Annotated in this window: 23 protein-coding genes and 1 pseudogene; 7 read left to right on the forward strand and 17 right to left on the reverse strand. The window is 60.4% G+C overall.

Going from position 1 to position 25,755, the window contains the following annotated elements:
* The first annotated feature begins 4 nt into the window (after positions 1–4).
* Positions 5–322: a cupin domain-containing protein gene (locus M0412_RS23475; protein ID WP_110760129.1), complete on the forward strand. Its 318-nt coding sequence runs from the start codon at positions 5–7 to the stop codon at positions 320–322.
* A 22-nt stretch (positions 323–344) separates the two neighbouring features.
* On the opposite strand, the gene M0412_RS23480 is transcribed toward M0412_RS23475, so the two are convergent.
* The 6 genes from M0412_RS23480 to M0412_RS23505 all read right to left on the reverse strand — a co-directional run bounded on the left by M0412_RS23480 (position 345) and on the right by M0412_RS23505 (position 8,262).
* Positions 345–1,577: a Xaa-Pro peptidase family protein gene (locus tag M0412_RS23480; protein ID WP_269702705.1), complete on the reverse strand. Its 1,233-nt coding sequence runs from the start codon at positions 1,575–1,577 to the stop codon at positions 345–347.
* Positions 1,578–1,893: 316 nt separating this feature from the next.
* Positions 1,894–3,897, reverse strand: a complete 2,004-nt coding sequence (locus M0412_RS23485) for an aldo/keto reductase (protein ID WP_269702703.1) — start codon at positions 3,895–3,897, stop codon at positions 1,894–1,896.
* A gap of 45 nt (positions 3,898–3,942) precedes the next feature.
* On the reverse strand, positions 3,943–5,028 hold the full coding sequence (locus M0412_RS23490) for an ABC transporter ATP-binding protein (protein WP_137454760.1): 1,086 nt from the start codon (positions 5,026–5,028) through the stop codon (positions 3,943–3,945).
* Positions 5,029–5,037: 9 nt separating this feature from the next.
* Positions 5,038–5,874, reverse strand: coding sequence for a carbohydrate ABC transporter permease (locus M0412_RS23495; RefSeq protein WP_046800394.1), 837 nt, complete (start codon positions 5,872–5,874; stop codon positions 5,038–5,040).
* Entirely contained in the window at positions 5,871–6,731 is an 861-nt protein-coding gene (locus M0412_RS23500; protein ID WP_003523586.1) for a carbohydrate ABC transporter permease, read from the reverse strand. Before M0412_RS23500 ends, M0412_RS23495 begins: the two co-directional genes overlap by 4 nt.
* A 259-nt stretch (positions 6,732–6,990) precedes the next feature.
* Positions 6,991–8,262 (reverse strand): sugar ABC transporter substrate-binding protein, encoded by a 1,272-nt coding sequence (locus M0412_RS23505; protein ID WP_110760037.1) that lies wholly within the window; start codon positions 8,260–8,262, stop codon positions 6,991–6,993.
* A 92-nt stretch (positions 8,263–8,354) separates the two neighbouring features.
* Here M0412_RS23505 and M0412_RS23510 point away from each other — a divergent pair, with 92 nt between their 5' ends.
* Positions 8,355–9,245 carry a helix-turn-helix domain-containing protein gene (locus M0412_RS23510; RefSeq protein ID WP_080820769.1) on the forward strand — a complete coding sequence of 297 codons (891 nt, stop codon included), beginning with the start codon at positions 8,355–8,357 and terminating at the stop codon, positions 9,243–9,245.
* Here the strand turns inward: M0412_RS23510 and M0412_RS23515 are convergent.
* Positions 9,242–10,096, reverse strand: coding sequence for a helix-turn-helix domain-containing protein (locus M0412_RS23515; protein WP_107327276.1), 855 nt, complete (start codon positions 10,094–10,096; stop codon positions 9,242–9,244). The genes M0412_RS23510 and M0412_RS23515 overlap by 4 nt on opposite strands.
* Before the next feature lie 123 nt (positions 10,097–10,219).
* Here M0412_RS23515 and M0412_RS23520 point away from each other — a divergent pair, with 123 nt between their 5' ends.
* Together M0412_RS23520 and M0412_RS23525 are read left to right on the forward strand one after the other, a co-directional pair.
* Entirely contained in the window at positions 10,220–11,422 is a 1,203-nt protein-coding gene (locus M0412_RS23520) for an MFS transporter (RefSeq protein ID WP_269702682.1), read from the forward strand.
* A gap of 85 nt (positions 11,423–11,507) precedes the next feature.
* Positions 11,508–12,404 (forward strand): LysR substrate-binding domain-containing protein, encoded by an 897-nt coding sequence (locus M0412_RS23525; protein ID WP_065116543.1) that lies wholly within the window; start codon positions 11,508–11,510, stop codon positions 12,402–12,404.
* A gap of 24 nt (positions 12,405–12,428) precedes the next feature.
* Here M0412_RS23525 and M0412_RS23530 read toward each other — a convergent pair whose 3' ends face one another.
* The 10 genes from M0412_RS23530 to M0412_RS23575 all read right to left on the reverse strand — a co-directional run bounded on the left by M0412_RS23530 (position 12,429) and on the right by M0412_RS23575 (position 22,884).
* Positions 12,429–13,709 (reverse strand): TRAP transporter large permease, encoded by a 1,281-nt coding sequence (locus tag M0412_RS23530; protein ID WP_269702679.1) that lies wholly within the window; start codon positions 13,707–13,709, stop codon positions 12,429–12,431.
* 3 nt (positions 13,710–13,712) lie between these two features.
* Positions 13,713–14,264, reverse strand: a complete 552-nt coding sequence (locus M0412_RS23535; RefSeq protein ID WP_003522700.1) for a TRAP transporter small permease — start codon at positions 14,262–14,264, stop codon at positions 13,713–13,715.
* Between the two features lie 142 nt (positions 14,265–14,406).
* Positions 14,407–15,402: a DctP family TRAP transporter solute-binding subunit gene (locus M0412_RS23540; protein WP_080820762.1), complete on the reverse strand. Its 996-nt coding sequence runs from the start codon at positions 15,400–15,402 to the stop codon at positions 14,407–14,409.
* Between the two features lie 100 nt (positions 15,403–15,502).
* Positions 15,503–16,429 (reverse strand): NAD(P)-dependent oxidoreductase, encoded by a 927-nt coding sequence (locus M0412_RS23545; RefSeq protein WP_269702677.1) that lies wholly within the window; start codon positions 16,427–16,429, stop codon positions 15,503–15,505.
* Between the two features lie 12 nt (positions 16,430–16,441).
* The gene (locus tag M0412_RS23550) at positions 16,442–16,744 is read right to left on the reverse strand and encodes a putative quinol monooxygenase (protein WP_127757480.1); all 303 of its coding nucleotides are present in this window, start codon (positions 16,742–16,744) and stop codon (positions 16,442–16,444) included.
* A gap of 17 nt (positions 16,745–16,761) precedes the next feature.
* Positions 16,762–18,120 carry an NAD(P)H-dependent oxidoreductase gene (locus tag M0412_RS23555; RefSeq protein WP_269702673.1) on the reverse strand — a complete coding sequence of 453 codons (1,359 nt, stop codon included), beginning with the start codon at positions 18,118–18,120 and terminating at the stop codon, positions 16,762–16,764.
* A gap of 261 nt (positions 18,121–18,381) precedes the next feature.
* Entirely contained in the window at positions 18,382–19,395 is a 1,014-nt protein-coding gene (locus M0412_RS23560; protein ID WP_127757551.1) for a LacI family DNA-binding transcriptional regulator, read from the reverse strand.
* Positions 19,396–19,509: 114 nt separating this feature from the next.
* Positions 19,510–20,520 (reverse strand): D-altritol 5-dehydrogenase, encoded by a 1,011-nt coding sequence (locus tag M0412_RS23565; protein ID WP_269702671.1) that lies wholly within the window; start codon positions 20,518–20,520, stop codon positions 19,510–19,512.
* Between the two features lie 16 nt (positions 20,521–20,536).
* Positions 20,537–21,307 carry a galactitol 2-dehydrogenase gene (locus tag M0412_RS23570; protein ID WP_065116549.1) on the reverse strand — a complete coding sequence of 257 codons (771 nt, stop codon included), beginning with the start codon at positions 21,305–21,307 and terminating at the stop codon, positions 20,537–20,539.
* Between the two features lie 263 nt (positions 21,308–21,570).
* Entirely contained in the window at positions 21,571–22,884 is a 1,314-nt protein-coding gene (locus tag M0412_RS23575; protein ID WP_269702669.1) for a sugar ABC transporter substrate-binding protein, read from the reverse strand.
* Between the two features lie 302 nt (positions 22,885–23,186).
* Here M0412_RS23575 and M0412_RS23580 point away from each other — a divergent pair, with 302 nt between their 5' ends.
* From M0412_RS23580 to M0412_RS23590, 3 genes and pseudogenes are all read left to right on the forward strand, one after another.
* Positions 23,187–24,194 carry a sugar kinase gene (locus M0412_RS23580; protein WP_269702667.1) on the forward strand — a complete coding sequence of 336 codons (1,008 nt, stop codon included), beginning with the start codon at positions 23,187–23,189 and terminating at the stop codon, positions 24,192–24,194.
* Positions 24,191–25,468 carry a D-tagatose-bisphosphate aldolase, class II, non-catalytic subunit gene (locus tag M0412_RS23585; protein WP_269702666.1) on the forward strand — a complete coding sequence of 426 codons (1,278 nt, stop codon included), beginning with the start codon at positions 24,191–24,193 and terminating at the stop codon, positions 25,466–25,468. Before M0412_RS23580 ends, M0412_RS23585 begins: the two co-directional genes overlap by 4 nt.
* Positions 25,469–25,592: 124 nt before the next feature.
* Positions 25,593–25,755, forward strand: a pseudogene (locus M0412_RS23590) (sugar ABC transporter permease); the annotation flags it as partial.

Raw genomic sequence — 25,755 nt, forward strand, 5'->3', positions numbered from 1 at the left:
CGACATGCAGCAGCTTCCCAAATTCCCCACCGTTTCACCCGATGACGGCGTGGAACGCACCGTGCTTTCCGAAGCACCGGAGCTGATGGTCGTGTCCTTCCGGTTCAAGACCGGCGCAGAAGGCAAGCTGCACAGCCATCCGCATGTGCAGTCCACCTATGTCGCCAGCGGCAGCTTCCGCTTTTACCGCGATGGTGAGGCCTATGACCTGCAGAAAGGCGACAGCCTCGTCGTTCCCGGCCATATCGAACATGGCTGCCTGTGTCTGGAAGAGGGTGAGCTGATCGACTGCTTCACCCCACGTCGCGACGACTTTCTCTAAAGGCAGGAACGGCGGCAGGCCGTCACTGCCGTGACAGATCCCTGAGAGGGCGTGGCAGGCTGTTCATGCATTCCGCACCTGACGATGTGACGAGGAACTGATCCTCGATCATCAGCGCGCCCAGCCCTTCGCCATAGAAGGGCGCTTCGAGTGCGACCACCATGCCGGGAAGGATGATTTCCGGATTGTCATGGGAAAAGAACGGCCATTCCTCGATACCCATGCCACCGCCGACGGAATGGCCAAAATGACCGCGATAATATTCGCCGAAACCTTGCCTGCGCATCGAGGCCAGCATGGCCGCGTGCACCGCGCCAAAGCTGTTGCCGGGGCGGATCGCTTCCAGCCCGCAGGCGAAGGCTGCCTCCAGCGCCTTGAAAATCTCGGACGCCAGAGGCGACACAGGTCCCCATGAAAAAGTTCTTGCGCCATCGGACGAGTAACCGTCGACCAGCGTGCCGACATCGGCCTTGATCAGCGCGCCCGGTGTGACCGCTGCCGTCATATCCGACAGGGCTGGACCGACGGAAATATAGTCCCAATGCCCGCTCAGCGAAAAACCGGATGTCGCGGCATATGTCTGCGCACCGGATTTCCAGGCGGCGGAGAGCTGACCAAGGGCTGCTCCCGGTCGGACGGCGGCCGCCATCTCGACCAACCCTGCCTCGGCGGCTGCTGCCGCCTGCCTGAGAAGTTTGATCTCGCGTTCTGACTTCACCGCCCTCAGGCGTTTCAGCACCGTCGAACCATCAACCCAGTTCACCTCGGGCAGCGCCTGCCGCAGCGCTGAAAAATCGGCGGCGGGCATGAATTCAAGGTCGGCACCAATGCGCGCCGAAGCCAGCCCGCGCTCACGGAGCAAATCGGAGAGCAAGCCGAAACAGGCGGTGCGATCAAACGTCTCCGGCCGCGGCCCACCGGAATGGTTGCGGCGATAGGCGTCGTCCACCTGCGCGACGGTTTCCACACCCGAAAGATCGACCATATCGATCCAGATGCGATGGCAGCGCAGATCGACATCAGGTGCCGCCTTCCTGATGAGCGGGGCGGCGTGATCACTGACGACGGCAGCGAGCCCTGCCCCGGCATCGGCCGGCACCAGCGCAATCGCGGAACCCGCCTTGCCCCACATCGTCGCCACGCCGGCAGGAGCACCGAGCGCATAACGGAAGGCTTCGGGCTGGAACAGTACCAGCGCATCAATCTCCGCCTCCCGCATCAGCTGCTGCGCACGGCTTCGGTCGATATCGCTCATGGGAACCCCGGTGATTGTTTGGCGGCAGGTTTGTGAACCTACGCTTTAGCAGTCGCCGGGAGAGGAAAGAAGGTGGAAGATGATGTCTCCACCCTGAGATTCGTCAGTGGGAGCGAGCGGATGCCCCTTGTTTCTTCTCCCCGCCGGGGAGAAGTCCGCGGCAGCGGGATGAGGGGGCGAGCTCGCCGTAATCCGGCAACGTTACCCCCTCATCCGACCCTTCGGGCCACCTTCTCCCCGGCGGGGAGAAGAAACAAGCGGCAACGCTCTGCCCAATTTCAATAAGGCGGCGGATAAATCCGCCGCTCATTGTCTTTCACGCCTCCAGCCACTTCACCTGCTCGGGCGTCAGCGCGATATCCAGCGCCGAAAGACTGTCTTCCAGCTCCGCAACCGTGCGCGGCCCGATCAGCGGGATGACCGGGAAAGGCTGGGCGATGACATAAGCGAGCGCGATATGGATCGGGTGGCGGCCGAGTTTTTGCGCAAGCTCGATTGCCCGGTCGCGGCGTACGAAGTTGCGGTCGGAATACCAGACGCGGACGATTTCCTCATCGTCATGCTTGTCGCGCCCTGCCCGGTCGGTGAAGAAACCGCGCCCCTGGCTGGACCAGGCGAAATTGGGGATCTGGCGCGATTGCAGCCATGCCTTCCACTCATCGTCTGATGCCGCAACGCAGCCTGCCCAGATGGGATCGAGCATTTCGGCAAGCGAGAAATTGTTGGAAAGCGCGCCGGGGGCCTGTTTGCCGTTCTTCTGCGCGTAAGCCGCGGCCTCATCCATTCGCTCACGCGTCCAGTTCGAGCCGCCGAAAATGCCGCGAATGCGGCCGCGCCGGACTTCGGCATCCATGGCATCGACAAATTCACCGACCGGCACGTCGGGATTATCGCGATGCATGAAATAGGCATCGACATAATCCGTCTTCAGCCGCTCCAGCGACTGATCGAGCTGTTTGGTAATCATATCGGGATAGCAGAGCGGCGAATGCGCGCCCTTGCCGATCAGCACGATCTCCTCACGCGGCACATTGCGGCTGGTGTGCCAGTCGCCGAAAATCGCTTCGGTCCTGCCTGCGCCGTAGACATAAGCCGTATCGAAAAGATTGCCGCCGGCCTCGTAAAAGGCATCGAGCGTCAGGGATGCAGAGGCGAAATTGGGGAAGAATTCGAAACCGAGCGCGACCACGGATGCCGGCTTGGCAAGGCCCGGTATCTGCCGCTTGGGAACCGAATTTCCGGCGACGACCTTGCCACCGGCGATATTTCCGATGCGCGATGTCGCCTTTTCGATGCTGTATTCCAGCCCTACGGAAGCCCGCCACTGGTCCATGACACGCAGATTGCCGAGGCTGTCGGCCCAGGCCATGCCGGGTGCCGCGAATTCGTGTCTGCCCTGGCGAATTGCCTCGCCGGCGGCATCCACCTCGAAGGAATAAAGCCAGCGATCCTCGGGCAATTCGATGGTTTCGACCTTGTCGCCCCTGATGATATCGATCCGGCCGGTGCCGCCCTTGTGGCCGGCGGCGAACCAGAAATCCTTGACCTCGATGCGCCCTTCCGAGCCGATGATGCGCAGCACATTGTCCTGCGCCGCCATGATCGAGCACGAGACTTCGGCGACGATGCCGTTTGCGAATTTCAACACGGCCGAGGCCCATTCATCAACGCCCGACTGGCCGAGATGCGCCGCACCCGAGACCTTTTCCGGTTCGGCAAAGGGTTTTCCGTCCACGGCACCGGCAATCATCCGCACCATGGAAACCGGATAACCGCCGACATCCAGAATGCCGCCGCCCGCCGTTTCATTGGCGAAAAGCCGGTGATCGGCCCGGAAAGACCCCATGTTGAAACCGAAGCTGGAGCGGATGATGCGGATATCGCCCACCGCGCGGGCCTTCACCAGTTCCAGCAATTTCGCCGTCTGCGGATGCAGGCGGTACATATAGGCCTCGCCGGCGAAAACGCCGGCCTTTTTCGCCTCGTGGAAAATGGCGTCGGCATCATAGGCCGAGAGCGCGATGGGTTTTTCCACCAGCACGTGTCTGCCGGCCCGGATAGCCTTGATCGCCCATTCGGCATGGCCGGTATGGGGTGTGGCGATATAGACCGCATCGATAGCGGGATCGGCAAGCAGGGCATCGTAACCCTTGATAATGCGCGCGCCGGCAAAAGCTTCGGCAAGGCCGGGCTTGTCCGGATTGCGGGTGGCGATGGCCTCTAACCTGCCGGTGCGGGAATGGGCGATACCGTCAGCAAAGGTTCTGGCAATGGTACCCGGGCCGATGATGCCCCAGCGGATCGGTTGTACGGTCGTCATGAAATCCTCGTCTTTCATATCAGTCTTGGGTGCTTGGGAAAGGGTTCAGCGCAGGCGTTCGCCCTTGCTGTCGAAAAGGAAAGCCCGGCGGGCGGAAAGGCCGACCGTCAGCCGGTCGCGATTGCCGACATCGCGCGATTCCGGCCGCTCGATGATCAGCTGCTCGCCGCCTTCGGTTCGGGCATAGACATAGCTGGTATTGCCGAGATGTTCGGCGACATCGACATGCACGGTGAGATCGGCATCGCCCCCGCCCGCATCGGCAAAATGCTCCGGCCGGATGCCAAGCGAGACCTTGGCCCCCTCGTTGACGCGTTCCTTTATCGGCAAAGTCAGCCGCACCGCAGGATCGCTGTCGAGAGCGAGCGTGACGCTGTCGGCGCCGCTGCCGATGATGGTGGCGTCGAGAAAATTCATCTTCGGCGAACCGACGAAACCGGCAACGAAGCGGTTGGCGGGATCATCGTAGAGATCAAGCGGCGCGCCGACCTGCTCGATATTGCCCGCCCGCAGCACGACGATCTTGTCGGCCAGCGTCATCGCCTCGGTCTGGTCATGCGTCACATAGATCATCGTGGTGCCGAGCTGCTTGTGCAGGCGGGAGATTTCCACGCGCATCTGCACCCGCAGTTCCGCATCGAGATTGGACAGCGGCTCGTCGAACAGGAAGACCTGCGGTTCGCGCACGATGGCGCGGCCGATGGCGACGCGCTGGCGCTGGCCGCCGGACAGCTGTTTCGGCCGGCGCTGCATCAACTCGTTGATCTGCAGAATTTCGGCGGCGCGGTTGACCCGCTTTTGCGTATCGGCCTTGGGGTTACCGTTCATTCTAAGGCCGAAGGAGAGGTTTTCGGCCACCGTCATATGCGGATAAAGAGCATAGGACTGGAACACCATGGCAATGCCGCGATCTGCCGGATCGGCGTCGCTGACAGTCCTGCCGCCAATCACGATATCGCCACCGGAAATATCTTCCAGCCCGGCGATCATTCTGAGAAGCGTGGACTTGCCGCAGCCGGAGGGGCCGACGAAAACGACGAACTCCCCGTCCTTTACCTCCAGATTTGCGCCATGGATCACTTCCAGCGCGCCGTAACGCTTGACCACGTTGTTGAGCGAAAGTTCCGCCATGCGGCCCCCTTACTTGACTGCCCCGGCGGAAATGCCGGCGATGAAGTGACGCTGCAAAGCCACGAAAACCACGAGGATGGGTGCGGTGAGCAGCACCGCGCCGGCCATGATGCCGCCCCATGACACTTTGGTGAGCCCGATGAGGGTGCCAAGCGCCACGGGTGCGGTCATCATTCCTGGGCGGGAATTGATGAGAAGCGGCCAGAGGTAATTGTTCCACGAGGCCAGGAAGAGAATGATCGACAGCGCCGCCATGGTGGGCCGGGCCAATGGCAGGGCGATGCGCAGGAAGATCTGCCATTCCTTTACGCCCTCCACCCGTGCCGCATCGAAAAGCTCGGTCGGCATCATCGAGAAGGATTGCCGCATGAACAGCACGCCAAGCGAGTTGAACAGCGGCGGCACGATCAGCGCCACCCAGGTGTTGGCGAGCTTGAATTCCCGCGCCACCATGATGAATTGCGGAATGACAACGACGGCAAAAGGCAAAGTGATGGTGCCGAGAATGATGGCGATCACCACCCCGCGTCCGGCAAAGCGGTAACGCGCCAGCGCCCAGCCGGCCATCGACGTCAGGAACACCGAAAGCACGGTGTAGATGACGGCGACGGTGATCGAGATGAACATGGCCCTGAGGAAATTGGTATCCGCCTGCAGATTGTTGAAATTCTCGACGAAATTGGTGGATGGCACCAGAACAATGTCCGGGCTGAAAATGCCGTAATCCGGCATGGTCGAGAACACGAACATCATCCACAGCGGAAACAGCCAGATGATGGCAAGCGGCGTCAGCGCCGCATGCAATGCGATCTTCTGCCAGAAAAGCGATCTCGATTTCGATCTCATTTCGGCTCCCTCCCGACCCAGAGATTAAGCAGCGAAATGGCGATGGCGAGCGCCGCCATGGTGTACGCAATGGCCGAGGCATAACCGAAATTGAGCGAGGTGAAGCCCTGGCGATAAAGGAACAGCCCCAGCGTCTCCGTGCCGCCGCCCGGCCCGCCCCTGTTGGTGATGAGGAAGGGTTCGGCAAACAGCTGCATTGTGCCGATGACCGACAGGACAACGCAGAACAGGATGATGGGTTTGAGGAGCGGCAGGGTGATATAAAAGAACTGCTGGCGCTTGCTCACCTTGTCCAGCGTCGCCGCTTCATAGACATCGCCGGGGATCGATTGCAACCCGGCGAGGATGATGATGGCGTTATACCCCGCCCAGCGCCATGTCACGGCAATGATGACCAGCGCCATGGCCGCATTGGCATTGTCGAACCACGAGATGGGCGAAAGGCCGACGGAGGTGATGAGCTTGTTGATGATGCCGAAGTCGGCGCTGAACATCAGCCGGAAGACAGCCGCATAGGCCACCTCGCCAACGACGACAGGCGCAAAAAAGGCAAAACGATAAAGCGGCCGCGCCTTCAGGAGCGGCGAATTCAACAGCACCGCCATGACGGTGGCGAGCGCGATCATCACGGGCACCTGAATGACCAGAATGATCAGCGTATTATAAAGCGCATTATAAAAGGCCGGATCGGAAACCAGCCGCCCCCAGTTCATGGAAGGCGCAAACCGCCACGGATTGATCCGCGTGTTCTGGAACGACAGCATGAACGAGCTGATGATCGGCCAGACCCAGAAGGTGGCGAAAATCAGGAGATAGGGCGCAAGGAACGCATAAGCGATCCTGTTCCTGGACGGCATGACGACCTCCATATGCCGGGCGATGGCCGGATAAATGGAAAAGCTTGGAGGCCTGCCCCCGTTTGAGGGCGAGACCATTGCAAAACGGTGCGGCCTATTTCTTCTCCCCGAGGGGGAGAAGGTGGCCCGAAGGGTCGGATGAGGGGGCTGGCTCTCCGGATATCGCTACCCTCGCCCCCTCATCCCGCTGCCGCGGACTTCTCCCCCTCGGGGAGAAGAAAAGTGCAGCACCCTCTCGGTCCATAAAACAGCCACCGGCTTACTGCGCGACGGGCAGCCCCGTCGCCGTTTCGATCTGCTTGGCCGCATCATCAAGCGCTGCTTTCGCATCGGGATACCCGCCGGCGAAATATTTCGTCTGCGTCGCCTTGTAGATCGCATCCGCATCCGACTGGAACGCCGTGCCGCGGCTCGGCACGATCTTCGGCAGGGTGGCCAGAATATCGGTCCACACCGCCTGCCCGCCCCAATAGGCCTGCTTTTCCTTGACGAAAGGATCATCGATGGCGGACAGCAGTGAGGGAACGAGGCCGAAGGATTTCAGCATCGTCACCTGGCCTTCATTGGTGGTCAGCGCGTAATCGATATATTTCCACGCCGCTTCCTTGTGTTCGGATGTCGAGCTGATCGCCAGCGACGAGCCACCGAGATTGGCCGCATGCGGACCATCAGCCGTCAGGCTCGGCATCAGATAGACGCCCCATTTGCCGGAAAGATCAGGAGAGCCGGAACGAACCGTACCTTCATACCAGGCGCCATACATCTGGCTGGCGGCCTTGCCGGCGGTATTGGCCTGGATTTTCTCATCCCAGATCGCCGCCGTGATGATGCCGGCGTCCTTCATTTCCTTGACCTTTTCAAGGGTCGCGACACAGGCGGGCTGGTTGATGGTGATGTTCTGGCCATCGGTCGAAAAGTAACCGCATCCCTGCTCATTGGCGATCATGCGAAACCATTCGCTATCGCCATTGAAATCGGCCTGCGCCATCACGGTGCCGGGATTGGCGGCCATGACCTTCTTGCCGGCGGCGATGAAATCATCCCAGCTTTTGATGGTGGCCGGATCGACGCCTGCCTTCTCATAGAAGTCGCGGCGATAAAATACCGCCACCGGACCGGAATCCCACGGAACCGCATAGGCGACGCCGTCAACCTCCAGTTCCGTGCGCTTGAAATCAGGGAAAAGCGCCTGTTTCTCAGGCGTATAGCCAAGCTCGGTCAGATTGGCGAAACAATCGGGAAAACGACTCCAGAACAGTTCCGCCTCGAAATTTTCAATGGTGACGATATCAGGAAGACCGTCGCCCCCGGCTGCGCAGGCAGCCAGCGTCTTGTCAAAAACCTGATTGTTTCCAAGGTCTTCAACGACGATCTTGATATCCGGATTCTGCTTGTTGAAGCCCTCTACCGTGGATTTCAGCGCGGAAGCCGCGACGTTCCAGCTCCAGATGGTGACGGTTTCTGTTTGCGCGAAAGCCGGGGCTGCGAGAAGCAGCATGGCCGTAGACGCGCCAAGAAATTTCAAGCACATTGAAAACCTCCCTTTTTCAATTGCCGTTCTTCAGCGAACATGGGCACATTAGCGGCGGCAGGAAATCTGTCTCGTAAAAAAGGAACATCGATTTGGCGGAAAGTAAGATTGCTGAAAGAGCCTTCTACCAGCCGGGTGCAAGCAGCATCGAAGGCATGCCGACAACGCTGCAGCTTTTTCACAATCATCCGCCCATCATGCTCAGGCCCCACTGGCACGCGCAGGTGGAAGTGAATTACGTGATGTCGGGATCGGTGCATTATCGCATGGGCGATCACGACCTGACGCTCGATGCCGGCCAGATGTGCATCTTCTGGGGTGGCCAGCCGCACCAGATGGATCACTCCTCCGACGATTCGTTTTACGCCGGCGCGCATCTGCCGCTGGTGCACTTCTTCCGCATGCGGCTGCCCGCCACCGTCTCCAGCCTGCTGATGGGTGGTGCTACGATGGTGAGCGCTGAGACCGACCGGGCAGATGCGGAAAACTTCGGCCGCTGGTTCCGTTACGTCACTTCGGGCGAACAGGCGAAAGCCCAGCACGCGGTGGAGGAATTGCTGCTCAGGGTCGAGCGGATGTTCCTTGAGCCCTACTCCGTCATATCATCCGCCGCCAATGGCAAACGCAGGGAGGATGACGAGGGCATGGCGCCCTCCATCGGCGTGGTGCGCATGTGCGACTTCATCGCCGCCAATTTTCTCGACGATATCGACGCGACAGAGATTGCCCGTGCCGCATCGCTGCATCCGAAATATGCGATGAACCTGTTCCGCAAATCCACCGGCATGACGCTGATCAAATATCTGACCCTGCTGCGGCTTTCGCGCGCGCAGGCGATGCTGATGACCGGCAAGGACAATATCCTGCAGATCGCCATGGAAAGCGGCTTCGGCTCCGTCAGCGCCTTCAACAAGGCGTTCCGCCAAATCGCCGGCATGTCGCCTTCCGATTTCCGCCGCGACATGCGGGCGACTGCGGCTTAACCTTCGATCTCTTCGAAATCGGAAAAAGCAGCGCTGCGCTGCCGCGCCGCCTGCCGATAGGCCCTTGGTGAACTGCCCAGCATTCGCCGGAACATGGTGGTGAAAGCCGGGATATTTTCATAACCGGCATCCAGCGCCACATTCGTCACCGCTTCGCCGGCCGCCAGTCTCGGCAGGGAGGCGAATATACAGGCCTGCTGGCGCCAGGTGACGAAACTCACCCCCAGCTCGTTGCGGAACAGCCGTGTGAACGAGCGTCGGCTGATGCCCATGGCCGCCGCCCAGTCATCGATCTCCACTCGCGCCACCGGCTTTTTCAGGAAATCGCGGCACAGCGCCGCCAGACGCTGATTATCTGGAAAAGGCAGTCCGAGCGGCCTTTCCGGCAGGCGGTTGACCTCGTCCAGCAACAGCGCCCGCACAAGGCCCTGCCGGTGAAAAGCCGTCGGCTGGTGTTCCTCACCCAGCAATTCCGAAATCAGGCTGGAGGCGAGATCGGTTATTTCCACCACGCGCGGTGCGCCCGCATGAAACAGGTCCGGATGGACGTAGATCGAATGCATCTCCACCGTCGAGATGGTTTCCGCCTCATGTTGCAGCCCGGCGGGAATGAGCAATCCATGACCGGGCGGTATCATCCAGCGACCATCCGCAGTGCTGACAAGCACGACGCCCTGACGGGCGCACCAGATCTGCACGCGGCTATGGCTGTGGGGCGGCGTCCGGTGCCCGGTGGGGTAAACGCGGCAAAGCGCCAGCACCGGCTCATTGGTGCCGTCGATCAATTTCAGACTGCGTTCATGCTCGTCATGCGTCAGTCCTGAAGGCTGCCGCGATTTGATTTTTGCCATTTGGCCCACTCACAAAGAAAATCGTCCAGAACACAAATGCAGGCCAGAAACAATATGAATAAAAGCGGGAAGAAATAAAGACATGTTTCCCGTCTTCCGCCGGGAACCCGAGAGGACTTCATCATGGCCACTGTTACCAGCGCCGGCAACAGCTTCAATCCGCAACGCACGGCGTTTTCGATCATCGCAGCCGCCAGCTTCTGCCACATGCTGAACGACATCATGCAATCCCTGCTGACGTCGCTTTATCCGCTGCTGAAGGCGAATTACGCGCTCGATTTCATGCAGATCGGCCTGCTTACCTTCGCCTTTCAGGTCACCGCCTCGCTGCTGCAGCCGGTTGTCGGCATGGTGACAGACCGCTGGCCCATGCCGTTCTCCCTGCCCATCGCCATGCTGTCCACCTGCGCCGGCCTCATCACGCTTGCTTTTGCCCATAGTTTCGAGGTTCTGGTGATCGGCGCCTGCCTCATCGGCATCGGTTCGGCGATCTTCCATCCGGAAGCCTCCCGCGTTGCGCGTCTCGCATCCGGCGGCCGTCATGGTCTGGCGCAGTCCTTCTTCCAGGTGGGCGGCAATACCGGCACGGCCATCGGCCCGCTGCTCGCCGCCTTCATCGTCATCCCGCTCGGCCAGACGAGCCTCAGCTGGTTCTCGCTGATCGCGCTCGTCGGTTTTGGCGTGCTTTCCTGGGTTGGCGTCTGGTACACCCGCCACCGCCGCGCAACGGTCGGCAAGGCGCCGGCCAGCCGCACGCTTCCCCTTGCGCGTGGCACTGTCATGATGACGCTTCTGGTGCTGGTGGTTCTGACCGCCACCAAGAATGCCTATCTCGCCAGCCTGTCCAGCTACTTCACCTTCTACACCATCGACAAGTTCGGTCTTGGTGTTCAGGACGCGCAGGTTCTGCTGTTCCTCTTCCTCGGCGCTTCGGCACTGGGCGTGTTCTTTGGTGGCCCGATCGGCGACCGTTTCGGCTCGCGCGTCGTCATCTGGTTCTCGATTCTCGGCGTCATTCCCTTCGCGCTGCTGCTGCCCTATGCGAACCTGTTCTGGACGGCCATTCTCGTCGTCGTCATCGGCTTCGTGTTCTCCTCCGCTTTCTCGGCCATCGTCGTGTTCGCGCAGGAACTGGTGCCGGGCCGCGTCGGCCTCATCGCCGGCATGTTCTTCGGTTTCGCCTTCGGTTTCGGCGGCATCGGCGCTGCGGTTCTGGGTGTTTATGCGGATAAGGAAGGCATAGAATTCGTCTATCGCATCTGCTCCTACATGCCGCTGCTCGGCCTGCTCACGGTGTTCCTGCCGAAACTGCCGAGCCACCGCTAAAAGCCTCGCGTTCAACGCTTTTCAACACGGCGGTCACCTGTGATACTCAGGTGACCGCCGTATTCCGTTGAGCAAAGCCCTGCCCATGCAAATCCCGATAAAATCGATCCTTGTTTTCCACGCCGCGGCAAGGGCGGGCAGCATTTCCCGGGCGGCGGAGGAACTGAGCGTCACACCATCGGCCGTTTCCCAGCAAATCCAGTTGCTGGAAGGCCAGCTCGGCACGACGCTGATGGCGCGAACCGGCCGCAAGGTGACGCTGACGGAAGCCGGCGAGCGCTATTTCTCGATGATCACCGCCCAGATCGAGCAGATATCGGACGCCACCGACAGTATTCGCGGCTTCCGCTCGGTCACCACGCTGACGATCCGGGCGACGCCGACAATCTCCAACAAATGGCTGCTGCCGCGTCTCGGCTCGTTTCTGGAGGAGCACCCCGAACTTGAAGTGCGCCTCGACGGCACCAACGAGCCGACGGATTTTTCGCAGGAGCTTGTCGATATAGAGCTACGCCATGGCGATGGCCGCTGGCCGGGCCTCTTCGTGGAAGGGCTGGTGGAGGAGGAATTCCTGCCGGTCTGTTCGCCGAATTATCAGGGTGCGGGTAAATTTCTGCCCGAGGAATTGCAGAACCAGCGGCTGATCCATTCGGTCAAGGCGCAGGCGCAATGGAACCACTGGTTCCCTCTGGCCGGTGTCACGGCTGAGAAGCGCTGGCGGCGAGTCCTGTTCGACCGCAGCCACATGGCCATCGATGCAGCCGTTCTCGGCATTGGCGTGGCGCTGGAAAGCACCTTGATGATGGAGCGGGAGCTGCAGGACAAGATGCTGGTGCCGGCCGTGACGGACGCGCCGCGCATCAAGCTCGTCACCCAATGGATCGTTTGCCCGCATTCCCATCTGCGGCAGAGAAAAGTCATGCTGTTTCTGGAGTGGATGCGAAAACAACGCGACGAGTGGCAAGCCCGTCGCGTTGTCTGATGGTTCAGGCAATCCGTTTTCGCGTCAATAAAGCCCCATCAGCCGGATTGGCCCGAGCGTCAGCACCGGGAACAGCACCAGCGCGAAGATGGCAAGCGTCAGCACCGTCATCGGCGCCAGCGAACCCCGAATGACATCCTCGATCTTCATATTCGCCACCTGTGCTGCCGCAAACAGGCAGACCCCCACCGGCGGCGTCACCAGCCCGAGCGTCAGCGTCATGACAGTCACGATCAGGAAATGGATCGGATCGATGCCCAGTGCCTCGACCGGCGGCATCAGCACGGGGATGAGGATGAACATCGCCGGGATCGCTTCCATGAAGATGCCGATGATCAGCAGGAAGACGAAGATGACGAGCATGCCGGTCATGGGGCCGAGGTTCATGGCCTGCAAAAGCTCGGCCACCTGTTCGGGCAACCCATCGAAGGTGAAGACCCAGGCGGCAAGCTGCGAGGTAGCGGCGATGAACAGGATGGTGCCGGAAATGCGCGCCGTCGAGATCAATATTTCCGGCAGTTCCCGCACCGGCAGCGTGCGATAGACGATGACGCCAAGCACCGCGACATAAACCACCGCGATGGCTGCGGCTTCCGTTGGCGTGAACAGGCCGCTGGCAATGCCGATGATCAGGATCAGCGGTGTCAGCATCGGCAGGATGGCGCGCAGACCCGTGACGACCACCAGACGGAAATTGAACGGTGTCGGCGGATTGTAACCATAATGCACCGAATAGAAGTGGTTGAAGACCAGAAAGGCGAAGGCGATGAAGAGGCCGGGCACCAGACCGGCGATCAGCAGCGTGCCGATCGACACGTTGGCGATGGAACCGGCAATCACGATCAGGATCGACGGCGGAATGATCGAGGAGAGCGTCGAGGTGCAGAGCGTCATGCCGACGGCATAACCCTTTGGAAATCCATGCCGCTCCATGGCCTTGATCTCGATGGCGCCGACCGAGGCGATATCGGCGACGGACGAGCCGGAGACGCCGGAAAAGATCACCGATGAGATGACGTTGACGTGGCCGAGCCCGCCCGGAAGCCAGCCGACCATGGCCTCGGCGAAATCAAAGATGCGCTCCGCCACCCGCCCCCGCTCCATGACCGTGCCGACCAGAATGAAAAGCGGCACGGCGACAAGAAGGAAGGAGTTCATCGACGAGAACATCGTCTGCGACAGCAGGTCCATGGGCATGGAGGTGAAGAGCCACAGCGTGCCGACACTGGCGAGCGCCAGCGCGATGGCAAGCGGCACGCCAAGCATGCTGAGACCGAAAAAGGCGATGAGAAGAAAGACCGACATGGCTCAATGTCCTGCTGAAATGGAGATATCGGCATGGGCGATCTCGTCCGCCGGCAGGCCAAGCTCGGGAAGCGCGATGAGCTCCCGGCGGCTGCGCAGCGATTCGATGATGGCGAGCACGGCGATGATGGCGGAAACGGGCAAAACCATGCCGATGGCCCACATCGGGATCGGCAGGGTGGCGGCGGTCTCGTTCATCATGATCTGCTGGCGCACCAGGGTGAAACCCGTCCAGCCCATCATGCCGAAGAAGAACACCGATGAACCGACATAGATCGGCACCGCCAGCCGCCGGAAGAAGCGGTGGAACAGCACCAGAAACACCACGACACGGGCGCTTTCCACGGTGCGGAAACCGGCGGCAAGGCCAAGGAAGACCATCCAGATGAAGAGAAAGCGGGTCGCCTCCTCGGTCCAGGGAAGCGGACTGCCGATGAGGCGGCCGATGACCTGAAGAAGCACGACGATGAGAATGCCGGCGCAGGCTGCCCCCGCGGCTATATCGGCGATGAGTTTTACGATGGTGCCGAGCACCGAAGGTTTCGTATCGCGCATGACAATACCCTTCCACTGCTGAAACCGGATATCCGGTGAAACGAATGTCACCCTGCCGTTCTGGCAAAGCAACGCCTGCTGACGTTTGGGGACGACCGGGCCTGCCAAAAGATGCAGGCCCGGCGTCCAAGTGCGGGAAACGTCAGTTCGTCTTCAGGAAAGCCTGCGTCTTATCGAAGAACGCCTGATCTTTCACCAGCGCCGAGAACTTCGCCGAGAGACCGGCCGCGACCTCTACGAACGCCTTGCGCTCGTCATCGGTCAGCGTGTTGACCTCCATGCCGTTCTTCTTCAGCGTCTCAAGCGACTTGTCGATATCGGCAGCGTCGTTCTGCGCTTTCCAAAGCTCGGTTTCAGTCGCCGCTTCCTTCAGCGCCGTCTTGAAGCCCTCGTCGAGACCTTCGAAGCGGGCCGGGTTCATGCCCAGCACCCAGGCGTCAGCAATGTGGTTGCTGATCGTCAGATACTTCTGCACTTCGTAAAGCTTGGCGCTGACAGGCACGTTGACCGGATTTTCCTGTCCATCAACAACTTTGAGCTGGAGCGCATTGTAAACTTCAGCAAAAGCCATCGGTGTCGGGGCAGCCCCCATGGCGCCGAAGAATTCGACCCAGAGTGGATTGTTCGGCACGCGCAGCTTCATGCCCTTGAGATCGGCCGGCGATTTAATCGGCGCCTTGGAATTGGTGATCTGGCGCAGCGGCCGCGACCAGAGATCGAGCCCGAGAATGCCGATCTTGCTCAGATCGGTGGAAAGCTCCTTGCCGAGATCGCTGTCGAGATAGACCCGGAGCTGGTCGATATCACGGAACTGGTAGGGAATGGCGATGGCCGTGAACTTGGGATTGAAGGTCGCGTAAAGCGAGGTCGAATTCAAAAGCATGTCCAGCGAACCGCCGGCCAGCTGCTTGACGCCCGCCGAAGGGTCGCCGCCATACAGCGTGCCGTTCGGGAATACCTTGATCTTGAGTTTGCCGTCGGTCTTTTTCGAAACGATCTCGGCAAACTTGTTGGCGGCGAGCGTGATTTCGGAATTGTCGGCATCCGGCGTCGAAAGCGTCAGCGTTTCAGCCTGCGCTATGGATGCGACCAGCATGGTGGCGGCGAGAGCCAGCCCGTAAAGTTTCGAAATTTTCATGTGTTCCTCCCTTGTTATCTATGAAGCACGTCCGGTTAAAACGGAATCTTTGGACGTGCTCTATCTCTTTGTTTTAGCGCATTATCCGGACGTAAAACCGCTACGCACTTTTACTGGAAATGCTCTGGACAGTTTCGAGCGTTCCTCCGAACGCATTCATGCGCTTAATCTCAAGGATCACACCGCTGTGATCAAGCTCACCCGCGCCATGCTCGACCATGGAGCGGAACAGCCGGTCAACCTCCTCGCCGACCGGTAATTTCAGGCCACGGCTTTCGGCGAAAGCCAATGCCGTGGACGTATCCTTCACCTGGTATTTCGCCGGGCCGCCGGGGCGGAAATCGCCCTCCACCATGCGTTTGCCGTGCTGGCGGAAGACGGTGGAGTCGGCAAAACCGCCAAGCAAAGCCTGACGCACCTGCGCCGGGTCGGCTCCCCCCGCTTCAACCAGCGTCAAAGCCTCGGCAACGGCGCAGATTGTCGAGGCGACGATCAGCTGGTTGGCAAGCTTGGCCAATGAGCCGCAGCCCACCGGCCCGACATGGGTGACGCGGCCAAGGCAATTGAGGAGTGGCCGCAATGCATCCACATCCCGCTGTTCACCGCCGGCCATGATGGCGAGCGTTCCCTCTATCGCCCCCTTTTCACCGCCGGAAACCGGTGCGTCGACATAAGCGACGCCATAAGCCTTTGCCGCCTCCGCCTGTTCCCGTGCGCTGTCGACCGGGATGGAACTCATCACCAGCAGAATAGCACCGGGCTTCATGGTGGAAACGACACCCGAGGCACCGAACAGAACCTCGTTGCAGACCGACCCGGAACTCAGCATGCAGATGACGACATCGGCTTCGGCCGCAGCTTCGGCAGCCTTGGCCGCCGGCTGCACGCCCTTTGCCGCCAGAACCGCAGCTTTTTCAGCGCTGCGATTCCAGGCTTTGACGGAAAACCCGGCCTCCGCCAGACGCCCCGCCATGGGGGCGCCCATGATACCCGTTCCGATAACGGCGATCCGGCGAATGTCAGCCATCGTTTCCATCCTTCAGAGCCATTGCCGGTTCAGGAAACGCACCGGCAGTTCTTCTTCGATGAGGGCGGGAAATGCTTCCCGAAACCGGTCGAGATGGGGTGTCTTCAGATGGTCGTCGAAAGCCTGCCTGTCGTCATAGACCTCGTAGAACACCACGTTGTTTCCGGTTTCCGGCCGCACCACATCGAATTGCCGGCAGCCCGGTTCATCCTGAACCGAATGCCTGGCGTCATCGCGCGCCGCATCGAGAAAGGCGTCCATCGCGTCGGGCTTCACCCGGAATTCTGCGATCACCACGAAAGCTCCCTTCGACATGTCCTCTCTCCCGTCCATTACGCCGCGGCGTCCTTTTGCGGACGGAACTGGTTTTCCATGTCCTGGCGCAGCTTCACCACATCGAGATCATTGACCAGCTCCACATCGTCGAAGCTGACGATCTGGTCTTTCTTGATGGCGCGCTTCAGCTTGACATTGTGGGCAAGGCCGATCGGCAGTGCCTTGATGTCGAGGCTGCGGGTGGCCGGAATGGCGTTCGCCCAGACCGCGTAACCGCCCTCGCCGTCGAGCATCTCGCCGGGCTGCATGTCCTTCTTCGCGGTCGCCACCGCATCGCCGCGGAACTCCCTGGAGCAACCGGTCGCTTCATTGCGCAGCACGGCGGAAAGCACGCTGATCGAGGTTTCCAGCCCGATGATGTGGAAGGGGCGCCACATGGAGGCGTACCAGCCGGAGGGATCGGTCAGCAGGCCATATTGCTTGAAGCAGGCGCGGGCATATTCATTATGCGCCTTGAAGGTGACGAAAACGCCGTAGCGAATGTTGTTGAACACCTCGCGTCCGTCCGGCTCCTGGCTCGCGGCAATATCGACCAGGCCGGAGCGCGACATACGGCCGCCATCGGCAGCGGGGCGGAAGACGCGGGCGAGATCGTGCAGGCCGGCCGGTGGGAAGGCCAGACCGTCATCCGGGCAATCCAGCCCCGTGCCGTTGGCGACGGCCGCCATTTCGATGGCCGCCTTGGTGCCGTCGGTGAAGGAATTGTACATTTTCGGATTGAAGTCGCCCCTAGCTACTTCCTCGTCCGTCCAGCCGAAATAACCCCAGACCGTGTCCGGCGTCGAATAACGGTAACGCGGCTCGAAATTCATGCCCTTGCCGGCGGAAACGACCTCGAAGCCGGTGGCGCGCGCCCAGTCCACCAGCTCGCAGATCAGCGCCGGCTGGTCGCCGTAAGCCATGGAATAGATCAGGCCCTTGGCCCGGGCCTTCTCAGCAAGGATCGGCCCGACCATGACATCGGCTTCGACATTGACCATGACGACGTGCTTGTTGTGCTCGATGGCGCCCAGGGCATGGCGCGCGCCGGCCAGCGGATGGCCGGTCGCTTCGATCACGCATTCGATCTCGCCGCAGGCGAAAAGCTCGTTCACATCGTCGGTCACATAGGTCTTGCCGCTCTTCAGCGCATCGGCGCAGCTCGCCGCGTCGTAACGCTCCTTCGGCCAGCCGACGCGGTCAAACGATTCCCTTGCCTTGCCGACATTGAGGTCTGCGACGGCGACCATGTGGAAACCGGCGATACGCTGCGCCTGCGCCAACACCATGGAGCCGAACTTGCCGGCACCGATGAGACCGACCCGGACAGGTTTGCCGCCGGCTGCACGCGCTGACAGAAGAGAATAGAGATTCATGTTTTGACATCCTTCGCTGGGGAAATTGCTGGCGAGAGTGTCCAGTCTGCCCGGCGAAGGCCATGCGATACCGAGGCTGCGAAGGTTCACCCCTCGCGGCGCTGGCCACATGACGTTTCTGCGTTCCTCCCGGATCCCGGCACACACTTGCGCCGGCTCTCGCGGTCGCCTCCCAAAGCAACCTTGAGATCAGAGTAGGAGCGTTCAGATATTAGTTCTATTTAGAAAATCAGATTTTTCGTTTAGTTTATCTAACAAGCATCAGGCCGATTTGCGCAGCATCAGATCGGCGCTGAGCAGGATGCGTTCACGCATCCGCGTCGTGTCATCCGTCTCATCATCCAGCTTCTGCAGCAGAAGCTCGATCGACAGCCTGCCGATCTCGTTATAATTCTGCGCCACCGTGGTAATCGGCGGGCAGGCATAACGCGACAGCGGATGGTCGTCATGGCCGGCAACCCTGAGATCGTAATCAGCGCCATGGCCAACCTTGATGCCCTTCTGGAAGGCGGCGGCGATGACGCCGAAGGCGATACGGTCATTGGCGCATAAAATGGTGCGCGATGGCAAATGCCCTGCCCCATCCAGCAGCCTGCTCGCTTCATCAAAGGCGAAACGTTCGAAATCCCAGGTGACGATGCCGGGAACATCGATGACATGCGGCTCGAAGCCCAGACGCTGCATCGCCTCCTCATAGGCCGTGCGGCGTGTCGCAGCGTTGGTATTGACCTGCGGCATATCGAAGAAACAGGGCGGTTCACCCGAACGGCAGAGATAATCCACCATCAGCCCGACACTCTGGCGGTTATCCGTTCCGACAAAGGCCGAGGTCTCATCCAGCGGCGAATCGACATAAACGATCGGAATGCTGGCCGCGAGCTGCTCCAGCGTGGCGCGATGGGACTTGACGCCGAGCGGCGCGATGATGGCGCCCGCCACATTCATCGACTTGAAGGTGCGGATCGCCCGGTCCTCGATTTCCGCCTTGCCATCCGAAGACAGCACGAAGGCAAGGAACCCCGCCTCATTGGCGATGAGTTCGATGCGGCTCGTCAGCGCCATGTAGAACGGATCGGTGGAGTTCGGAATGATGATGCCGATGATATTGGAACGGCGGCGGTTGAGGTTGACGGCGAAGATATTCGGCCGGAAGCCCGATTTCTTCAGCGCATCCTCGATAGTGTCCCGCGTCTTCTTGCGGACCGAGGCCGGATCATTGAAGTATTTCGAAACAGTCGGGCGGGAAAGGCCGACGAATTCCGAAAATTCTTCCATCGTCCTGATAGATTTGGCCAAAGTGCTTGCCCCCATGAAATATTACATGTGGTACTCTATATCGACCGGCCTTCGCACGAAAAGCCGGTCGAATGGTTATCAACGGCCAAACGATCATTCGGCCGCAAACTGCACTTTCATCGTCGCCGGATCAGACGGTTTTTTCGTAAAAAATGGCAGCATTTCCGAAAGCGGCAGCCGGTGCGACACCAGCCGCGCCATGACATCGCCATCCGTCTCCAGAATGGCAAGCGCCTGCGGTATGTTGCGGTTCAGCGAATGGGAGCCGACAAGCTTCAGCTGACGCCGGAAGATTTCGAAAGGCGCCACCGAAATGCGGGCATCCGGCGCGCAGACGCCGAAAAACAGCGCGGTGCCGCCATCCGCGACCAGCGGGATCATCGCTTCGGCAACGGCGGCAATACCCGTCGCATCGGCCACAAAATCGAAAGACTTCTGCTGCCGCAAGAGCGCTTCCGAGCCGGAAACCGCCACCTTGAGTCCGAGGCTTTCTGCAAAGGCCAGTCTGCTTTCATTGATATCGGCCATCGTCACCGCTGCAATGCCGCGGGCTTTCAGCGACAGGGCAAGCAGCAGGCCGATGGGACCGGCGCCGAACACCAGCGCACTCTCCGGCACCACACCATTCTCACTGATGCCAGCGCTCTGCATGCCGTTGACGACGCAGGCGAGTGGTTCGGCCAGTGCCGCGACATGATAGGGCATCGAACCGATGCCGTGCAGGTGATCCGCGCGCACCACACTGAATTCGGCAAAGCCGCCATTGTGGGAAACGCCATAGGCCTTCAGCGTGCTGCAAAGGTTGGTCAGCCCCTTCCTGCAGCTGGCGCAGGTGCCGCAGGGCAGATTGGGATCGACGGCCACACGGTCACCGGCCCTGAAGCCTGTCACATCGGAAGCCACGGCTGCAACTTCACCGGCATATTCATGGCCGGGGATAACGGGAAACGCACCGTCACCATAACGCGCATGCAGCACGTCTATATCGGTGTGGCAAAGCCCCGAAGCCTTGACCCGCACGAGCGCGTGACCCGGCGGCAGATCGGCGACAGGGAGTTCCGCCAGCACGGCGCGTCCCTTCTCGACGAATTGAATGGCATGCATGGTCATCTCCGGCTTTTCAGCTCATCCAGTTGCCGCCGTCGACATTGTATGTCTGGGCGAGAATATAATCGCTGTCGGCGGAGGCGAGGAAAACCGCCAGCCCCTTGATATCGTCAGGCGTGGCGAAACGGCCGATCGGCACGGATTTGGCCACCGCCGCCTTCTTCTCGCCGGGCTTCAAGCCTTCCCACTTTGCGAAATGCGCATCGACCACTTCCCAATGCTCGCCATCCACGACGCCGGGCGCAATGGCGTTGACATTGATGCCGTGCTTGACGAGCGCCAGCGCCGCCGACTGCGTGGCGGAAATGATCGCCGCCTTGGAGGCGCAATAAAGCGTCACCAGCGCCTCGCCGCGCCGGCCGGCCTGGCTTGCCATATTGATGATCTTGCCGCCGCGCGCGCGCTCGATCATGACATTGGAGACAGCCTTCATCATGAACAGCGGCCCCTTGAGATTGATGTCGAACACCCGCTCATAGCTCTCTTCGGTAATGCCGTTGATCGGCGCCATATCGAAGATCGCGGCATTGTTGACGAGAATATCGATGCCGCCGAACTCCTCATCCACCGCCTTCACCACCGCATCGATCTGAGCGAGGTCGGTAACATCCAGCCGCACCGCCTTTGCCGAAGGACCGATGGCGGCGGCAGACGCCGTGGCGCGGGCAATATCGATATCGGCGATGATGACCTTTGCGCCCTCATCGGCGAAAGCCTGCGCAAAACCAAGGCCGATACCGCGGGCAGCGCCGGTGATCAGCGCAACCTTGTTGTTCAATCTCATGTCGATCTCCGTGATGCATGGCGGGTCAATTGGCCATGCTCGTTTGTTGTTCGATGCTTTTCCTCACTCCCCTCATTCCTGTGCTTGTCACAGGAATCCAGCCGACGCGGCTCTCACGCGGCGAGAAAGTCCTTCCAGCCCAAAGACTTGGGCTGACTGGATTCCTGTGACAGGCACAGGAATGAGGGAAGAACTGGCCCTCAATCCCCACCCATGCCGCCCGCCACCAGAAGGCAAACGGGCGGCACGCCGGGAGGACGCGGCTACTTGATGTAGCCCGCGCGGGTCATGTCACGTTCGACCTGTTTCTGCGCGCCTTCGAGCGCCGCATCGACGGTCTGCTGGCCGGAAAGGGCTGCCGCGATCTGCTGGCCGACAACCGTACCGATGGCCTGGAATTCCGGTATGGCGACGAACTGCACGCCGGTATAGGGCACCGGATCCTTGGTCGGCTTGGACGGATCGGCAGACATGATCGCCTTCAGCACCGTATCCGCGAAAGGCGCAGCCTTCTTGTATTCCGGCAGCTCATAGGTGGATTTGCGCGTGCCCGGCGGCACGGCCACCCAGCCTTCGCTTTCACCAACCGTCTTCACATAGGACTTCGAAGTCGCCCATTTGACGAAGGACTTGGCGGTTTCAAGCTTCTTCGTGCTGTTTGGAATTGCAAGGTTCCAGGACCACGACCAGCTCGAACCGTTGGGCGTTGCCTCGACCGGAGCACGCGTAAAGGCGGTCTTGTCGGCAACCTGGCTCTGCTTGGGGTCATAAACGCGGCCCGCCGCCGAGGTGGCGTCGATCCACATGGCGCAACGGCCGGATGAAAACAGCGTCTGGTTTTCGTTGAAGCCGTTGGCGGCCGCACCGGGCGGACCGTAGGAGGTCATCAGCGCCACGTAATCCGCAATCGCCTTTTTCCAGGGCTCGCTCGTCAGCTGCGGTTTCCAGTCCATGTCGAACCAGCGGCCGCCATAGGTATTGATCATGGTGCCGAGGAAGGCCATGTTTTCGCCCCAGCCCGGCTTGCCACGCAGGCATATGCCATATTGCTGTTTCGACTTGTCGGTCAGCTTGGCGGCGAAATCCTTGATCTGATCGTAGGTCGGATTGTCGGGCATTTTCAGGCCTGCGGCGTCGAACAGATCCTTGCGGTAAAGCGTGAACGAGCTTTCGGTGTAGAACGGCACGGCGTAAAGCTTGCCGTCAACCGTCAGGCCCTTTTTGATCGGGTCGAGCAGATCGGCGTAATCATAATCGTCGCCGAGATCATCGACCGGCGCCAGCCAGCCCTGCTTGCCCCAGATCGGCGCTTCGTAACCGCCAATGGTCATGATGTCGAACTGGCCGCCATTGGTGGCGATGTCGGTGGTGACGCGTTCGCGCAGAACATTCTCTTCCAGCACGATCCAGTTGATCTTGTTGCCTGTTTCCTTCTCCCAGGCGCTGGAAAGCTTCTGCATGATGATCATGTCGCCATTGTTGACGGTGGCGATGTTGATCTCTTCCGCCTGCGCCAGCCCGGCCAGAAGCCCGGCCCCAACCACAGACGACGACAGAATTCCAATGAATTTGCTCATGATACCCGCTCCTCCTTTACGGATGTCCACGCATAACAATACATGCGTAAATTTTTTATCTCGCGAAATTGCATCCATTGTCAACATCCAAAAATAAATCATCGCGCAACCGAACCGCCCGAAACCCGCATAAATCCTTGTTTACACCGGTATATTCACTTAATAATTTATTATTTCGAGCATTTCCCTTGCTGCATTGCAGCAGATATTTCATCCATTAATATATTGACGCGCGTAAACTTTAACTGATATCCGAGAAAACAACAGACCGGAAATGCACCTGCCCGGCAGGACGGCAGCACATGCTTATGGAGGAGACGATGAGGCAGGCATCTACACTGGCGCCGCAGACCCAGGGCCCGACCATCACGGCCGGCGAAATCCTCGTGGAGATCATGGCGACGACGGTGGGAAACGGCTTTCTCGAGCCGCAAACGCTGATCGGCCCTTTCCCGAGCGGCGCACCGGCCATCTTCATCGATCAGGTGGCGCGGTGCGGCGGAACCGCCGGCATCATTGCCGCAGTCGGTGACGACGATTTCGGCCGCCTCAATGTCGAAAGGCTGCGCCGCGACGGCGTCGATGTCTCGGCAATCGCCACTATTCCAGATCGCCCGACCGGCAGCGCCTTCGTGCGCTATCGCGAGAACGGCGCGCGCGACTTCGTTTTCAACATCGCCCATTCGGCGGCCAGCGAAACGCAGATGACCGATGAAGCGCAGGCACTCATCGAAAAAGCCGGCCATGTGCACGTCATGGGATCGGCCTTCGCGATTGCCGGCATTGGCGACATCATTCTGGCGGCGATCAGACATGTCAGGGCACGTGGCGGTTCGGTGTCTTTCGATCCGAACATCCGCAAGGAACTGGCGCAGGGTGACGAAGGCCGCAGGCTGATCGACGATCTGCTTGCCGTCACCGATCTCCTGCTGCCGTCAGGCGAAGAACTTCAGGCCGCCTCCGGTCTGGATGATGAGGCAGCGGCGATAGAAAAGCTGCTCGCCTCCGGTGTCGGCGAAATCGTGCTGAAACGCGGCGCGAAGGGCGCAAGCCATTTCAGCCGCGCCCATGGGCGCATCGACGCCCCCGGCCTGAAGGTGGCGGAAATCGACCCGACCGGTGCCGGCGACTGTTTCGGCGCAACCTACCTCACCTGCCGCCGCCTCGGCATGCACCCGGCAAAAGCACTCGCTTACGCCAATGCATCGGGTGCCCACAACGTCATAAAGCGCGGCCCGATGGAGGGCGCTGCCAGCCTTGCCGAACTCGATGCCTTCATGGCCGCGCAATTGTCGGAGGAAGTCCTATGACCGCCATTCTGGAAAATCTCGCCGCCGCCCGCCGCGCCGGCAAACCCGCGGGCATCACGTCCGTCTGTTCGGCCCACCCCGTCGTCCTGCGCGCCGCGATCCGCCGCGCCGCAGCCAGCAAGACAGCCGTGCTGATCGAGGCGACCTGCAACCAGGTCAACCATCTCGGTGGTTATACCGGCATGACACCGCGTGATTTCGTTGCCTTCGTCAACAAAATCGCGGCGGAAGAAGGACTGCCCGGCGAACTCCTGATTTTCGGCGGCGATCATCTCGGCCCCAACCCCTGGCGCAGGGAGAAGGCCGAAGAGGCGCTGACAAAAGCCGCCGCCATGGTCGAGGCCTATGTGGCATCGGGTTTTCGCAAGATTCACCTTGATGCATCGATGGGCTGCGCCGGTGAGCCGGCGGCGCTGGATGACGTCACCATCGCCAACCGCGCGGCCAAACTTGCCGCCGTTGCCGAAAAAGCGGCCACCGATGCCGGCCTGCCCAAACCGCTGTATATTCTCGGCACCGAAGTGCCAGTGCCTGGCGGTGCCGACCATGTGCTCGACACGGTTGCGCCAACGCAGCCGCAGGCGGCGCGCAACACCATCGACCTTCACCGCGAGATATTCGCGCAGCACGGTCTTTCACAAGCCTTCGAACGGGTCATCGCTTTCGTCGTGCAGCCGGGCGTGGAATTCGGCAGCGACAATGTCGTCGCTTACGATCCGCAGGCCGCAGAGGCGCTGAGCGCCGTTCTGGATGGCGAACCGCAGCTGGTGTTCGAGGCCCATTCCACCGATTACCAGACCGAGCCTGCCCTTGCCGCACTGGTGCGCGACGGATATCCGATCCTCAAAGTCGGTCCGGGCCTCACCTTCGCTTACCGGGAAGCGCTTTATGCGCTTGATATGATCGCATCCGAAATGGTCGGCACCTACGGCGACCGGCCGCTGGCGCGGACCATGGAAAAACTGATGTTGAGCGCGCCGGGCGACTGGCAGGGCCATTACCATGGCGATGACATCACGCTGCGATTGCAGCGCCACTATAGTTACAGCGACCGCATCCGTTATTACTGGACGCGGCCGGAAGCGTTGCAGGCCGTTTCCGCCTTGCATAAGGCGCTGGATGGGAAGACAATTCCCGAAACCCTGCTGCGCCAGTATCTCGGCGAATTACCGCTCGCAACAGTTGCGGGCGAAGACGCGGAAGAGATTTTGATCGCGGCTGTGGATCAGGTTCTGGCGACCTATCACGCGGCGACGGGCGAAGGCCGTCACTGACGGCAATCATGAATCCGGATGCCCCTGCGGCAGAGGCCGCCGGAGCGAAATGGGGGAATTGCGAGCGGTATTCATCTGAAGTCCCGCTCAAACTCATAACTGTATCCGTGAGGGAGGACGACTAATGGCAACTCGAAACACGAGCGGTCTGGCGCGGGTTATGCTTGCGCCATCGGTGCTGTTATTGCTGGTATGGATGATCGTGCCCCTGGCGATGACGCTGTGGTTCTCGTTCCAGAACTACAATCTCCTCAACCCGGCCAATGTCAGCTTTGCGGGCCTGTTCA

Origin of the sequence: Agrobacterium sp. O3.4 (assembly GCF_041414895.1) — a bacterium.
Lineage (GTDB): Bacteria > Pseudomonadota > Alphaproteobacteria > Rhizobiales > Rhizobiaceae > Agrobacterium > Agrobacterium cucumeris.